This is a genomic window from Dermacoccus sp. PE3 (genome assembly GCF_001021715.1).
In the GTDB taxonomy this organism is placed as follows: Bacteria; Actinomycetota; Actinomycetes; order Actinomycetales; family Dermatophilaceae; genus Dermacoccus; species Dermacoccus abyssi.
Genome location: NZ_LDCM01000008.1, coordinates 1 through 12,705 on the forward strand (window position 1 = coordinate 1; position 12,705 = coordinate 12,705).

General features: G+C 67.7%; 14 protein-coding genes and 2 rRNA genes. 6 read left to right on the forward strand and 10 right to left on the reverse strand.

The features are described from left to right. Both AA983_RS15720 and rrf read left to right on the forward strand, forming a co-directional pair. A 23S ribosomal RNA gene (locus tag AA983_RS15720) occupies window positions 1-112 on the forward strand; the annotation flags it as partial. Between the two features lie 86 nt (window positions 113-198). Next, window positions 199-316 (forward strand): 5S ribosomal RNA (gene rrf / locus AA983_RS14400). A 265-nt stretch (window positions 317-581) separates the two neighbouring features. Here the strand turns inward: rrf and AA983_RS15890 are convergent. After that, the gene (locus AA983_RS15890; RefSeq protein WP_052947186.1) at window positions 582-785 is read right to left on the reverse strand and encodes a hypothetical protein; all 204 of its coding nucleotides are present in this window, start codon (window positions 783-785) and stop codon (window positions 582-584) included. A gap of 60 nt (window positions 786-845) precedes the next feature. Beyond that, window positions 846-1,631 (reverse strand): LacI family DNA-binding transcriptional regulator, encoded by a 786-nt coding sequence (locus AA983_RS14405; protein ID WP_052947187.1) that lies wholly within the window; start codon window positions 1,629-1,631, stop codon window positions 846-848. Window positions 1,632-1,839: 208 nt separating this feature from the next. Between AA983_RS14405 and AA983_RS14410 the strand changes: the two genes are divergently transcribed. Beyond that, the gene (locus tag AA983_RS14410; RefSeq protein ID WP_255352639.1) at window positions 1,840-3,582 is read left to right on the forward strand and encodes a long-chain-acyl-CoA synthetase; all 1,743 of its coding nucleotides are present in this window, start codon (window positions 1,840-1,842) and stop codon (window positions 3,580-3,582) included. Here AA983_RS14410 and AA983_RS14415 read toward each other — a convergent pair. The 4 genes from AA983_RS14415 to AA983_RS14430 all read right to left on the reverse strand — a co-directional run bounded on the left by AA983_RS14415 (window position 3,573) and on the right by AA983_RS14430 (window position 7,316). After that, window positions 3,573-5,168, reverse strand: coding sequence for a fatty acyl-CoA synthetase (locus AA983_RS14415; protein WP_047313013.1), 1,596 nt, complete (start codon window positions 5,166-5,168; stop codon window positions 3,573-3,575). The genes AA983_RS14410 and AA983_RS14415 overlap by 10 nt on opposite strands. An 80-nt stretch (window positions 5,169-5,248) precedes the next feature. Continuing rightward, window positions 5,249-5,923 carry a leucine efflux protein LeuE gene (gene leuE, locus AA983_RS14420; RefSeq protein WP_047313014.1) on the reverse strand — a complete coding sequence of 225 codons (675 nt, stop codon included), beginning with the start codon at window positions 5,921-5,923 and terminating at the stop codon, window positions 5,249-5,251. After that, entirely contained in the window at window positions 5,920-6,426 is a 507-nt protein-coding gene (locus tag AA983_RS14425; protein WP_047313015.1) for an acyl-CoA thioesterase, read from the reverse strand. The genes leuE and AA983_RS14425 overlap by 4 nt, the downstream gene beginning before the upstream one ends. A 50-nt stretch (window positions 6,427-6,476) precedes the next feature. Continuing rightward, entirely contained in the window at window positions 6,477-7,316 is an 840-nt protein-coding gene (locus tag AA983_RS14430) for a histidine phosphatase family protein (RefSeq protein ID WP_047313016.1), read from the reverse strand. Between the two features lie 48 nt (window positions 7,317-7,364). Between AA983_RS14430 and AA983_RS14435 the strand changes: the two genes are divergently transcribed. Further along, on the forward strand, window positions 7,365-8,258 hold the full coding sequence (locus tag AA983_RS14435) for an alpha/beta fold hydrolase (RefSeq protein ID WP_052947188.1): 894 nt from the start codon (window positions 7,365-7,367) through the stop codon (window positions 8,256-8,258). Window positions 8,259-8,363: 105 nt separating this feature from the next. After that, on the forward strand, window positions 8,364-8,852 hold the full coding sequence (locus AA983_RS14440) for a hypothetical protein (protein ID WP_047313017.1): 489 nt from the start codon (window positions 8,364-8,366) through the stop codon (window positions 8,850-8,852). A 90-nt stretch (window positions 8,853-8,942) separates the two neighbouring features. Here the strand turns inward: AA983_RS14440 and AA983_RS15930 are convergent, their stop codons facing one another. Next, entirely contained in the window at window positions 8,943-9,680 is a 738-nt protein-coding gene (locus AA983_RS15930) for a transglycosylase family protein (protein ID WP_156170478.1), read from the reverse strand. Between the two features lie 287 nt (window positions 9,681-9,967). On the opposite strand from AA983_RS15930, the gene AA983_RS14450 reads away from it, so the two are divergent. Beyond that, complete coding sequence (locus tag AA983_RS14450; protein WP_047313018.1) at window positions 9,968-10,684, forward strand: response regulator transcription factor; 717 nt, start codon at window positions 9,968-9,970, stop codon at window positions 10,682-10,684. 10 nt (window positions 10,685-10,694) lie between these two features. Here AA983_RS14450 and AA983_RS15900 read toward each other — a convergent pair whose 3' ends face one another. From AA983_RS15900 to AA983_RS14465, 3 genes are all read right to left on the reverse strand, one after another. Next, a complete protein-coding gene (locus tag AA983_RS15900) occupies window positions 10,695-11,063 on the reverse strand; it encodes a transglycosylase family protein (protein ID WP_052947189.1) in 369 nt (122 codons plus the stop codon). A gap of 208 nt (window positions 11,064-11,271) precedes the next feature. Then, window positions 11,272-11,916, reverse strand: a complete 645-nt coding sequence (locus AA983_RS14460; protein ID WP_047313019.1) for a hypothetical protein — start codon at window positions 11,914-11,916, stop codon at window positions 11,272-11,274. 119 nt (window positions 11,917-12,035) lie between these two features. Beyond that, the coding region (locus tag AA983_RS14465; protein WP_047313020.1) for an acyl-CoA desaturase at window positions 12,036-12,705 on the reverse strand (670 nt) is incomplete at its 5' end.

Below are 12,705 nucleotides of genomic sequence, written 5' to 3' on the forward strand. Positions count from 1 at the left end.
GACACTACGGTGTTGAGAGGTTCCCTAGAGACGATGGGGTTGATAGGCCGGATGTGGAAGCTCAGTAATGAGTGAAGCTGACCGGTACTAATAAACCGACAACTTAAAACATCACCAATTGTTCTGGTGCTCGCGTCCCTGTGTAATTCTGAAACAACAACCACATCTGGTCAGATGAGTTGGTTAGTTTCATAGTGTTACGGTGGTTATAGCGAAGTGGGAAACGCCCGGTCACATTCCGAACCCGGAAGCTAAGCCCTTCAGCGCCGATGGTACTGCACTCGCCAGGGTGTGGGAGAGTAGGACGCCGCCGGACTTCTTCAAAAAGAGAAGGCCCTGAACCAAGACGATCACGTCATGTTCAGTGTTCCTCGAAGCCCCCAACAATCGGGTTGGCTCGGAGCACACAACATGACCAGTCAGGTTCAGGGCCTTCCGCATACCCAGAAGCAAATCCTCGATCCGTGCCGTCGAGAACATCTCCCGTCGACTTGCTCAGCTCGAGAAGTGGGTAGCAGAAAGGCCCCCGTCGCCGACGGGGGCCTTTGCTGCGTTCCGGAGGGGGGAGCGTCAAGCAGATGTCACGCGTGGGCGTGCTGCGGGGGAGCGTCCGTCGACGTGCCCTGGACGAGAGTGAACGAATGCTCACGGTTCTCCCGCGTACCTGCCAGAGCGGATGTCACCATGTCCGCAATGGTGCGGCCCTTCTCCTGGCCACGCTGGTCGATCGTGGTGAGGGTGCCCACCAGCCACGGAAGGTCGATGCCGTCGAAGCTGGCCCACACTGATGTCGGCTGGTGTGGAGCGGCCGTGTGCGCCGATGCTTCGGATCGCTCCCACGGCCATCAGGTCGGACTGCGCCGCGATAGCTGTGAAGGGGTGAATGTCGGAGAACAGGCGTTCGCTGGCCTCGTAGCCACCCTCGATGGAACTCTCGCCCGCTGTGATGTGACGACGGCTTCGGGGAACACCTCGAGGAAGCCTGCAGTGCGATCGAGCGCCTCGGGGTTCATGACGTCTCGCTGAGCGTTGGGCCCCGCGCCGGAAAGCTGGAGGAGTGCGACGTCACGATGCCCGAGGTCATAGAGGTGCTGCGCGATCGCCCGAGCGGCTCCGCGCTCGTCCATGTGGAGGTGCAGGACGTCGTCTGCCTCGGGGTAACCGGTGCCCACGAGCGGGATGCGACGGTGACGCATATGCTCGAGGAGCGCGGAGGAGACATACCCGCCGAGCGGGAAGACCACGGCGTCGAGCGGGATGCCCGCTGTGCGCCGCACGAGTTCGTCCTGGCCGGCGCCCTGTGCCGGCATGAGCAGGATGCCGGCGGAGTTCTGCCCGAGGTGCTGAGCCAGGCCGTCGAGGATGCTGACGGCGAAGGGGTCGCTGAAGGAGTTCATAAGACGTCCCTCGGCGAAGACGCCGATGATGCCCGAGCGTCCCTGTCGCAGTGACGACGCGAGGGGGTTGGGCCCGCCGTAGTCGAGGTCGGCCGCGGCCTTCAGCACACGCTCGCGCGTGGGCTCGGCCACGGGACGCTTACCGCTGAACACGAGCGAAGCCGTCGAGATGGCGACACCTGCGCGATCGGCGACATCTTTGAGCGTGTATCGAGGCTCGAGAGGGGCTGGCATACTCACGTTTCTTCAGGTTGGGAGCGGTGCTTCGCCCAGACGGCGTCAAGCGCATGTGTGGGGCTGATGGTCCTCTGCAGTACCCGGCTATGGCAATTTCCATGAAGTTCGAGTACGCCGCTGCTTTGTTACTTCCGCGTAGGTAGGGTTTACGCCAGACCCCGACTCGAGGAACAAGGAAGTGATTTGCGTGTCGACGCGTCGCCGAGTGACTGTGCTGGACATGGCCCGCGGGATGGCCCGCATGACGCCCGAGCTGGGGCAGGTAGCTCGCAACGCCCCTGGTCTGCTCGTGCGGCGGCCGACGACGAAGTCCTCCATCGGTGCCGTCTTCCAGGATCTTGCGGGCAAGCAGCCCGAGCGCACCTTCGTCATCGCCGACGAGGGCCGCCTCACCTACGGCGAGGCCAACGAACGCGTCAACCGGTACGCGTCTGTGCTGCGCGACGCCGGGGTGAAGCGCGGGGACGTCGTGGGGCTGCTCTCCCACAACTCCATCGACATGCTGCTCGTCATGCTCGCGACGGTGAAGCTCGGCGCGGTGAGCGGCCTGCTCAACTACAACCAGCGCGGGGACGTACTCGACCACAGCCTCGGCATTCTCGACGCCCGCGTCGTCGTCCTCGAGGAGTCGCTGCGCGAGAGCCTCGAGACCGCGCCCTCCGCGGGGCAGCAGAACGTCATGACGCTCGACGAGATGCGCGCCGCCGCCGATGGTGCGCCCGCACCTGCCGCGCAGAACCCGTCCGAGTGCGCCGAGACGCGTGGCCACGAGAATGCCTACTACATCTTCACGTCGGGCACGACGGGCATGCCCAAGGCCTCGATCATGAGCCACCACCGCTGGCTCAAGTCCTACTCCGGTCTCGGCGGTCTCGGCGTGCGCCTGCGACCGGACGACACGCTCTACTGCTGCCTCCCGCTGTACCACAACAACGCCGTGACGGTCGCGCTCGGTGCGGTGCTCAACGGCGGCGCGTCCATGGCCATTGCGGGCAAGTTCTCGGTCTCGAACTTCTGGGACGACATCGTCCGCTTCGACGCGAGCTCGTTCGTCTACATCGGTGAACTGTGCCGCTACCTGCTCGGCCAGCCCGAGCGTCCGATCGAGCGTCAGCACCGCGTGCGTGTCATCGTCGGCAACGGTCTGCGCACCGACATCTGGCGCGAGTTCCAGGAACGGTTCGGCATCGAGCGCATCGCCGAGTTCTACGGCGCCAGCGAGTGCAACATCGCGTTCATCAACGCCTACAACCTCGACGAGACCGCCGGCACGTGCCCGCTGCCGCACAAGGTCGTCCGCTACGACCCGGACACCGGCGACGCGCTGCGCAACGCGAAGGGCCGCCTCGAGCAGGTCAAGACCGGCGAAGCCGGCCTCCTACTCGCCAAGGTGACCTCCGGCCAGCCGTTCGACGGCTACACCGACGAGGGTGAGACCGAGAAGAAGCTGCTGCGTGACGGCTTCCGCAAGGGTGACTGCTGGTTCGTCACCGGCGACCTCGTGCGCCGTCAGGGCTTCCAACACGTGGCCTTCGTCGACCGCCTCGGCGACACCTTCCGCTGGAAGGGTGAGAACGTCGCGACGACCGAGGTCGAGGCTGCGCTCGAGCGCCTCCCGCAGGTGCAGGACTGTGCCGTCTACGGCGTCGAGGTTCCGGGGAGCGACGGCCGTGCGGGCATGGCTGCCGTCGTCCTGCGCGAGGACTTCGACTCCAGTGACGTGGCCGGCCGCCTTGCCGAGATGCTGCCCAAGTACGCCGTGCCGCTGTTCGTGCGTGAGGTCGAGTCACTCGAGCAGACGTCGACGTTCAAGTCACGCAAGGTCGAACTGCGCGACGCGGGCTACGCCGGTGCGGGCGACGACCGCGTCTGGGTGCTGACGAAGGAGGGCTACGTGCCGTTCTACGAGGGCTACCCCGAGGACGTCGCCGGTGCGCGTCAGCCCTGAGGCACGTCCAGCGGCTGCGCCTGGGCGTGCTCCTGACGTAGGTCACGCTTCAGGATCTTGCCGCTCGCGTTCTTCGGTAGCGCATCGACGATGACGATGACGGTCGGGGTCTTGAAGCCCGCCAGCCGTTCGCGGCAGTAGGCGCGCAACTCCTCGACCGTCACGTCGTGGCCCTCCTTGGGCGTGACGGCAGCGGCGACGGTCTCGATCCACGTCGGGTGCGGCACACCGAACACCGCGACCTCCGCGACGGCCGGGTGGGTGTAGATGGCTTCCTCGACCTCGCGGCTCGCGACGTTCTCGCCGCCGGTCTTGATCATGTCCTTCTTGCGGTCGACGATCGTGATGTAGCCCTCGTCGTCACGCGTGCCGAGATCGCCCGAGTGGAACCAGTCGCCCTCGAAGGCTGCGGCCGTCTTCTCCTCGTCGTTCCAGTATCCCCACGTCGCGTGCGGACTGCGGTGGACGATCTCGCCCACCTCTCCGGGGGCCACGTCGTCGCCGGCGTCGTCGATCAGGCGCGTCTCGACGTAGATCGCCGCACGACCGGCGGATCCCGGCTTGCGCAGTTGGTCCTCCGGGCCGAGGACGAGGGCGAGTGCACTCATCTCCGTCTGGCCGTAGAAATTGAACAGGTCGATGTTCGGCAGCCGCTTGCTCAGCTCCTTGACGATCTCAACCGGCATGATCGATGCGCCGTAGTACCCACGCTTGAGCGACGACAGGTCACGCGTGTCGAAATCCGGGTGACGCAGGAGCGAGATCCAGACGGTCGGCGGGCAGAACAGGCTCGTGGCGCCGTGCCGCTCGATCGCCTCGAGCAGCGCGCCCGGCTCCGGGCCGTCGAGGACGACGTTCGTCGCGCCGAGGGAGGCGTACGGCGTCAGCATGCAGTGCTGTGCGGCCACGTGGAAGAGCGGCAACGCGTGCAGGGCGACGTCGTCACGCGAGAAGCGCCCTTCGACGATGCAGCTCACGTACTGCGCAAGCAGGCTGCGGCTCGTCATGATCGTGCCCTTGGGGCGCGATTCGGTGCCGCTCGTGTACATGAGCTGCAGCGGGTCGTCGTCGGCGATGTCGACGACGGGTTCGCTCGTGTCCTCGTGGGCGAGCAGCGTGTCGCTCGCCTCCCAACCCTCGGGAGCCGCGGCGCCGATGACGACGCGTAGGCCGATGTCGGTGCTCGCCTTGCCCATGGCGCGCTCCGCCGTCCGCACGAGCGCGTCCTCGACGATGAGGCCGCGGGCGCCCGAGTGCTCGAGGATGTAGGCGACCTCGTCGGCGTTGAGCATGAAGTTGACCGGAACGCAGATGGCGCCGAGCTTGGCGAGCGCGAACGTCACGACGACGAACCCGGCGTTGTTGTGCGACAGCAGGGCGACGCGCTGGCCCTTCGTCACACCGCGTTCGGCCAAGGCGTTCGCGCACGCGTTGACACGCTCGTTCAGCTCGGCGTAGGTGTAGCTCGTGTCGCGGTGGACGAGCGCGAGCTTGTTCGGCTCACGCGCAGCGCTGCGCCGCAGCACGTCTCCGAGGGCGTTGCGACGGGCGGTGGCGACGGACTCGGACACGGCGGCGCTGAACATGGCGGACCTCTCCACGGGGACGTGACCCGAGTCACATTACCGAGCGGCCTCGCCGTGCGGGCACCCACGCCGCAACCGTCTCAGAACGAGGCGGAGGCCAGCTTGATGGCGAAGAGGCAGAAGGCCGTTCCGGCGACGAGGTGAGCGCCGATCACCAGGCCCGGGCGGCCGCTCGCGCGGTGACCCAGTCGCGCACTCACCGCGATGACGTTGGCGAGGTAGGCGGCGCTGATGCACTGCATGATGACGGCCAGCACGCCGAAGTTGCTCCACAGGTGCGGATCGTCGGGGTGGACGAACTGCACGAAGAACGCCGCGAAGAAAAGGATCGCCTTGGGGTTGAGCAGGATCGTCGCGAGCGAACGGCGGAACGGGGAGTAGCGCGCGTCGTGCATCGTGAGCGTCGTCTCCGTCGGCTCTGCTCCTGTCGCCGCGGCAGAAGGGCGAGCTTCGCGGCGCAGGGCGATGCCCTGGCGGATGAGACCGAAACCCAGCCACGCGAGGTAGGCGCCACCTGCGAGCGTCAGGAGGCGGAAGAAGACCGACCCGCCGGCCAGCAGCGTGCCGGCGCCGAGCACGGCCAGCACCATGAGCACGCCGTCACCGATGAAGACGCCGAGAGCGGCACGCCATCCCGCGGCGCGGGAAACCTTTGCGGCCGTCGTCGCGACGAAAAGGGAGTTCGGGCCGGGCAGCAGGACGATGAGAACCGCCCCGAGCGTGAACTGTGCGAGCTGCGTCAGGGTGAGCGTCATGGACGCTCGAGCGACGCCTCGCCGGCGCCCAACTCCTGAATGGCCGCACGGCGTGCCAGGCGGTGCTCGCGACGCAGTTCGGCTGCGCGGTAGCGGCGGCGGTCCTCGTCGGTCTCCGGCACGAGTTCGGGCACGGTGCGCGGCGCTCCGTTCTCGTCGACCGCCACCATGACGAGGAAGGCCGTGGCGACGTGGACGGGTGCGGTGAGCTCGTCCCAGCGTGTCGTCTCGACGCGCACGCCCACCTCGACGGAGGTGCGGCCGGCCCAGTTGACCTGCGCCTTCACGGTAAGGAGATCACCGACGCGAACCGGCGCGAGGAACACCATCTCGTCCATCGCGGCCGTCACGGCGGGGCCGCCGCTGAACCGGGCCGCCGTGGAGCCGGCGGCCTCGTCGACGAACTTCATGACGTTGCCGCCGTGCACCGTTCCGAGAAGGTTCGTCTGCTGCGTCCCCATCATCTGGGTGAGCTGGAGCTGGGTCGTCGACGGTGCGGTCATGCCGCCATTGTCGCGCACCCGAACCTGGGCTCGGACAGGGCGTTCACCGCTCAGCGGTTCGTCACGAGATCCGGGCCGTCGAGGTGGGTGAACTCGTTGAACGTGAGCACGTGTGGGCCGTGACGGTCGATCGTGATGCGGGTGACGCCGGTGTTGACCGCTGCGAGGGTGAACTGCTTCCACGCGTCGAGGCTGTCGGCCGCAGCGAGGTGCGCCATCGTCCAGCACACCGGACCCGCCGACGTCACGACGACGACGTGCTCTTCGGTGCCGTCGACGATCGAGCCGAGAGCATCGTTGATGCGCGTCGCGAACTCGGTGAAGCTCTCCGGGTAGTCGTGGTCGAAGTCGCCGGTGCTCCAGCGGTCGACGGCCTTGGCGAAGGTGTCCTCGAAGGCGATGCGGGGGCGCAGCGTGCGCACCATGTCGGCCTTGAGCACGAGCATGTTCTTGTACGCCGGCTTGTAGGCCGTGAGCAGTGCGCGGTGGTCGAGCTCGTTCCACCGCTCGTCGAGGCGCCGACGAAGAACGGGCGGGGCGTGCGTGACGCTGATGTCGGCACCGAGGTCGGGAACGTCCGTCGTGGCGGACTTGGCCCTGTCGGCTTTGTCCTTCTTGGTCTTGTCACCCGTGGCCGATGCTTCGGCCGTCTCGGTGTCGTCCGTGACGTCGGTGAGCGTCCACCCTGCGCCGGCGGCGATCTCCGCGAGCGTCTGGCGATGTCTCTTCATGGATCCGCTCACGAGCAGGGACGGCGTGATGCCGCGGCGGGCGAAGTCCTTGCCGAGCAGGTAGGCCTGCTCGTGCCCGGCCTCGGAGAGGTTGTCGTAGTCGGACTTGCCGAACGACGCCTGCCCGTGGCGCACGAGCCACAACGAACGCGTTTCCATGACCCAATCTTGTCTCATGCCATGTGACTCGTCGGTAATGTTCGGCGAGTGAAGCTGGAATGGGCGCCCGGAGAGCACGTCGAGGTCACGTTCACCCCCGCCGAGGACGAGGCCGCACCGCTGCTCGTCGTCTGGCCGGCGTTCGGAACGCCCGCTCGCTTCTACCGTCATCTGGCGCCGGCGCTTGCCGCCGCGGGCCTCGCGAACGTCGTTGTCGAGTACCCGGGCCGGGAGACTCCGCGCGGCGTCGGGCGTCATTCCTCGTACGGGTACGACGCGCTCGCGACGAAGGTTCACGAAGCAGTGATGACGTACGCGCACCGGGAGCGCCCCGAGGCACCCGTCTACATCCTCGGTCACAGCCTGGGTGCCCACATCGCACTGTTCGCAGCGGCGATGCACGCCGGCGACGACGCCACCCGGGCCGGCTTCTCGCCGCGTGGCCTCGCCCTGGTCGCGACGGGCAGCCCCTACTGGCGAGGCTTCGAGCGCAACGGGTTCCTGCGCTCCTACCTGGGCACGGGTTTCATGGCGTTCGTGGCGCGCACCGTGGGGTACTGGCCCGGCGACCGACTCAAGTTCTGGGGGCGCCAGTCGGGCGTTCTCGTCGCGGATTGGGCCCGGCTGGCCCGAACGGGGCACGTGCGGCCCAGGGGCGCCGAGCGCAGCTACGACGATGCCCTCGCCGCCTACACCGGTGACGTGCTGGCCATCTCGTTGCCCGAGGACCCACTCGCGCCTGTCACGGCGCTCGAGGAATTGTTGAAACTCGTGCCGCGAGCCCGGGTGACGCGCCGTCACGCCGCCATCCGCGTTGGGCACATCCAATGGGTGCGCCGCCACGAGGAGATCGTCGGACTCATCGCCGAGTGGGTGCACACCCAGGAAGCCGAGCAGAGTCCGAACGCTCGGGCAACGACGGGCGTCGACGCGCAGGCCTGAACCGCGTCGCCCGATCCGCCATTCGCGCGGTCTTGTCCTCGCCGGAGTCAAGGATTCGAACGACCCGTGCTCGATACGATCGCGTCAGAAGGGGCGTGGTCAGAAATGGAATTGAGACTCGAAGAGCGGTGGTTCGTCATCTCGGATCCGGGCGGCGAGCCGTGGGCTCTCATCCGGCAACTCCCGAACAGCAACATCGAGCGCTACCTGCCCGGGCGCGGAGTGTGGGTGCCTCGTCAGGAGATGGCCGATTACCTGTTCGGTGAGCCCGGAGCGCGCCAGGTACTGCCGGAGAACTGGGAACTCGCGAAGAAGATTCCCACGCTGGTCGACGGTGTGGATCCCGACGCCGAGCCGAGCGAGAGCCCCGCGCCGGCGCCGCAGTCGAACCTCGCCCCCGAGTTCGTCGACGAGCGCGGGAGCGCGACCTCAGGTGGGAAGGTCCATCCGAACGCGCAGTCGCTCGGTGAGATGGAGTCGGGGCCGCAGTCCGCGGACGAGGGCGGATTCAGCGAGGAGTACATGCGTGTCATCAGCGGGGACATGACGCACGAGGAGTACACCGAGTGGTACGAGTCGACGCGTCGAGACTGACGCGCGTCCCCGCCTGACGCGACATGCCCGCCGACCCGCGTCCTGCCCTCGGGGGCGAGCAGGTGCGAGCCGGCGGGGGGCCGGTGAACGTCAGGCAGCGGCCTGTTCCGGGGCGTGAGCTGCCTTCGGCGACAGCGTGTTCGACGCCTTCTTCGCCTGCTTTGGCGTGTTCGGCTTCGCGTGATGCTTGCCGGCGTGTGCGTGCGGCGCGTGGTTGTTCGCGTCCTTGCCGTGCGGCTTCGCAGCCTTCTTCGCGGGGGCGTGGGCGTGCTTGGCCCCCGGCTTCTGGGCCTTCGGGGCGTGCGGCTTCGCGGCCTTGCCCGTTTGCGTCGTCGGTGAGGTGGACGACGTGGAGGAGGTCGAGGTCGTGCTCGTGGTCGCAGCGGTCGACGCGCTGGAGGTTGCAGTGGTGTTCGCGCTCGCGGTCGCGCTCGTCGACGACGTGGCCGGTGCGCTCGTCATGCTCGACCAGCAACTGCTGCTCGCGGCCCAGGGCGAGGTGCCCATCTGGGCGTAGAGCTCCTGAGCCGCAGCGTCCTGCACGGAGGCAGGCGCCGACGCGGCCGTCGAGTAGCCGGACGCGGCCGAGAGGCTGCGCCACGTCGAGTCGAGGAATTGGTAGGCGCCGGCCGCGCCGCTCGAGGCGTTCACGGCCTGGTAGTTGCCGCCGCTCTCGCAGTACTTGATCTTGGCGAGCGTGGAACTCGCGGACGACGTGGTGGCGGCGTTCGCGGTACCGGCGAGGCCGGCTCCGGTTGCACCGAGCAGGGCGATACCACCGGCGACCGTCATGGCTCGAACTCGCATGGGCTTCTTCATGGGGGACATCTGGTGTTCCTTTCATCGGTTGACGTCATCAACCGTGACGAGGCTTCGTTGCCCCCGCCTGACGTCCGGATGTCGCCGCCGACACGCTGTGTGCCTTCTGTGAGTAGCCGTGAGGCAGCGGGAGTGTGGTCGAAGTGGAGATGAAAACCGTTGATCCGCAGTGAGTTACGTGGGAAGGGCGCCGTCCGAGTGACGCCTTCGCAGCCCCGCCTCGCCGCCCGACGGGGCCCCTCAGCGCGGCGACCGTTCTTATCGAACTCAAAGCCGTGCTCCCTACGTTCTGCGGCATGAAAGCACTCATCGTGGACGAAGGCGGCCGTGTGGCCGAACGACTGCATCCAGCCCTCGAGCAGGAGGGGTACGTCGTCGAGTCGGCGCAGGCGCGGGGCGAGGCGTTGTGGCTGGCGGGCGAGTCCGACGTCGACGTGGTCGTCGTCTGCTCCTCACGCCCGGGAGTTCACGACGTGCCCACGATTGCGGCGCTGCGCGAGGAGGGCGAGAGTGCGCCGATTCTCGTCATGGCTCGCCGCGGCAGCAGCAACGAGACGGTCGCGGCCCTCGATTCCGGCGCCGACGATGTCGTCGTCTCACCCGTGCCATTCGCGGAGGTGGCGGCACGCCTGCGGGCTCTGACGCGCCGCCCGCCGACGCTCCTGCCGGACGACCTCACCCTGGGCGACCTTCGCCTCGATCGCGCGGCACGCTGTGCCGTCCGCGAGGATAAGGGTGAGCCCGTGACGATCGCGCTGTCGGCGCGTGAGTTCGCCCTGCTCGAACTCCTCATGCGTCATCCCGGCCAGATCATCTCGCGCGCTCGGATCGCCGATCACGTATGGGGCGCGGGCCACGAAGCGGGTTCCAACGTCGTCGACCAGGTCGTCAGTCACCTGCGTGCGAAGCTAGACCGTCCCTTCGGGCGCCGCGACATCGTGACGGTGCGTGGCGCGGGATACCGCATGACGAACGGCGCCCATCCCGCATCGGGGATGAGCGCCGCATCGTGAAGCGAGGGCTTTACTTGGCCCAGCAGCTGCTGCTGGCAGCCCAGGGCGAGGTGCCCATCTCGTTGTAGAGCTCGAGAGCAGCGGCGTCCTGCACCGAGGCCGGCGCGAACTTGGCGCGGGAGTACCCGGCCGAGGCGTCGAGGCTCTGCCACGTGGTGTCGAGGAACTGGTAGGCGCCCGAGGCGGTGCTCGTCGGGTTCTGTGCCTGGTAGTTGTTGGAGCTCTCGCAGAACTTGATGGCGTCAAGCGTCGGCTTGGCCTGGCTCCACGTAGCGGCGTTCGCGCCGCTCGCGAGACCCATGCCCGCCGTGCCGAGGAGGGCAAGGCCTCCGGCGACTCCGGCTGCGCGCTGACGAAGGTTTCGGCTCGAGTGGAACATGGGTCACCTCTCGTGTCGACGATGGGGGTGGGAGGGCACGTTCGCCCTCTCGGCTGATCTTTCTTCCTAACAAGGGCGTGGGGCGTGATGCAAAGGCAACCGCTACCCGAACAGCCACCACACCCCGTGAGAACCCCGCCCTGGCGCGGCAAACACAAAGTGGCGCCCGGCCGAAGCCGGACGCCACTTGCTCGCCTGGAGCGATCGATCAGCGCATCGCGCGACGGCGGCGTGCGACGAGGACGACGCCGGCACCTGCGATGAGCGCTGCCGCGGAGCCCGTGGCGGTCAGGGCGGTGGCGTTGGACGACTGCGTGACGACGCGGTCGGTCTGGACAATGGGGCCGGCGGCCGGCGGGGCCGTCTCGGCGGGCTGCGACGGGGTGGCGCCGGGCACGCTCGGCATCTCCCCTTCCATGCCGATGAGCTTGGTGAACCAGGCCTCCCACTCGGCTTCGGAAGCGTCCATGGAGGGCAGAGCCGGCAGACCGAACATCTTCGCGACCTTGTTCGCCCACGCCTCGAACTCGGCGTCGGAGGCGTTCATGGCGGGCAGGGCCGGCAGGCCGAACATCTTCACGACAGCGTTGACGAAGGCGTAAGCCTCGGCCTCGGTGGCGTCGGCGCCCGGGAAGGCCGGCAGACCCATGGTCTTGGCGGCCTGCGTCAGCCACGCCTCGATCTCGGCGTCCGTGGCGTTCTCATCCGGGAACGGGGGAAGCTTCGTGGCGGCCTGGGCGACGGCCGGAGGCACCGTGGGCGTCGGCGTCGGAGCAGCGACGGCGGGGGCGGCGAAGGAGAGGGCCACAGCAGCGGTGCCGAGGCCCGCGAGCGCACGGGTCTTGAGCGACATGGGAGTCAACTTTCGTCGGGGCCCATATCGCTCCGATCGGAGCATGCGGGCGTGATACAGGTCATTATGCGGTACGCCACAGGAATCGTGCGATTCCTGTGGCGCGCCGATCGGGGAACTCAGGCAGCCCGGTAGGCGGCCCACTCCTCGCGGGTCGGCACGGCGAGCACGCAGATGTTCTTCCACGTCGAACCGAGCTGACGGCCGAAGCGTCCGGTGTTGTAGGGAAGCCCGTAGCGGCGGCAGATGTCGCGCACCTTCGGGGCCACCTCGATGTAGCGGTTGCTCGGCAGGTCCGGGAAGAGGTGGTGCTCGATCTGGTGGCTGAGGTTGCCGGTGAGGGTGTGGAAGACGCGGGTGCCGTCGATGTTGGCCGAGCCGAGCATCTGACGCACGTACCAGTCACCGCGCGTCTCTCCGTCGATCATCTCCTCTTCGAAGGTGTCGACACCGTCGGGGAAGTGCCCGCAGAAGATGACCGAGTGCGCCCACACGTTGCGCAGCGCGTTGGCGGCCACCGTGCCCCCGAGGGCACGTGCGGCGATCGACGCGAACCGTGCGGGGCGTCCGAACGCCTTGCCGACGACGGCGCCGACCGCTGCTGCCGCGAGCGGCGTCGCGATGTAGTCCTTGAGCACCATGCCGACGGCCTTGTCGCGCAGGTCGCGCATGTCGGACATCATCTGCTCTCGGGTCTTGTACCCGGCCTTGTACTGATCCCATTCGATGTCGTAGCTCGCGATGCCCCACTCGAACGCGGGCGCGAGCAGCGCGTTGACGAGCGGGTTG

Bases quoted from the DNA above. Each gene is read 5' to 3' on its own strand.
- AA983_RS14415 (WP_047313013.1), bottom strand. From the start codon at position 5,168: ATGTTCAGCGCCGCCGTGTCCGAGTCCGTCGCCACCGCCCGTCGCAAC.
- AA983_RS14430 (WP_047313016.1), bottom strand. From the start codon at position 7,316: ATGGAAACGCGTTCGTTGTGGCTCGTGCGCCACGGGCAGGCGTCGTTC.
- AA983_RS14405 (WP_052947187.1), bottom strand. From the start codon at position 1,631: ATGCCAGCCCCTCTCGAGCCTCGATACACGCTCAAAGATGTCGCCGAT.
- AA983_RS14440 (WP_047313017.1), top strand. From the start codon at position 8,364: ATGGAATTGAGACTCGAAGAGCGGTGGTTCGTCATCTCGGATCCGGGC.
- AA983_RS14425 (WP_047313015.1), bottom strand. From the start codon at position 6,426: ATGACCGCACCGTCGACGACCCAGCTCCAGCTCACCCAGATGATGGGG.
- leuE (WP_047313014.1), bottom strand. From the start codon at position 5,923: ATGACGCTCACCCTGACGCAGCTCGCACAGTTCACGCTCGGGGCGGTT.
- AA983_RS15930 (WP_156170478.1), bottom strand. From the start codon at position 9,680: ATGTCCCCCATGAAGAAGCCCATGCGAGTTCGAGCCATGACGGTCGCC.
- AA983_RS14450 (WP_047313018.1), top strand. From the start codon at position 9,968: ATGAAAGCACTCATCGTGGACGAAGGCGGCCGTGTGGCCGAACGACTG.
- AA983_RS14460 (WP_047313019.1), bottom strand. From the start codon at position 11,916: ATGTCGCTCAAGACCCGTGCGCTCGCGGGCCTCGGCACCGCTGCTGTG.
- AA983_RS15900 (WP_052947189.1), bottom strand. From the start codon at position 11,063: ATGTTCCACTCGAGCCGAAACCTTCGTCAGCGCGCAGCCGGAGTCGCC.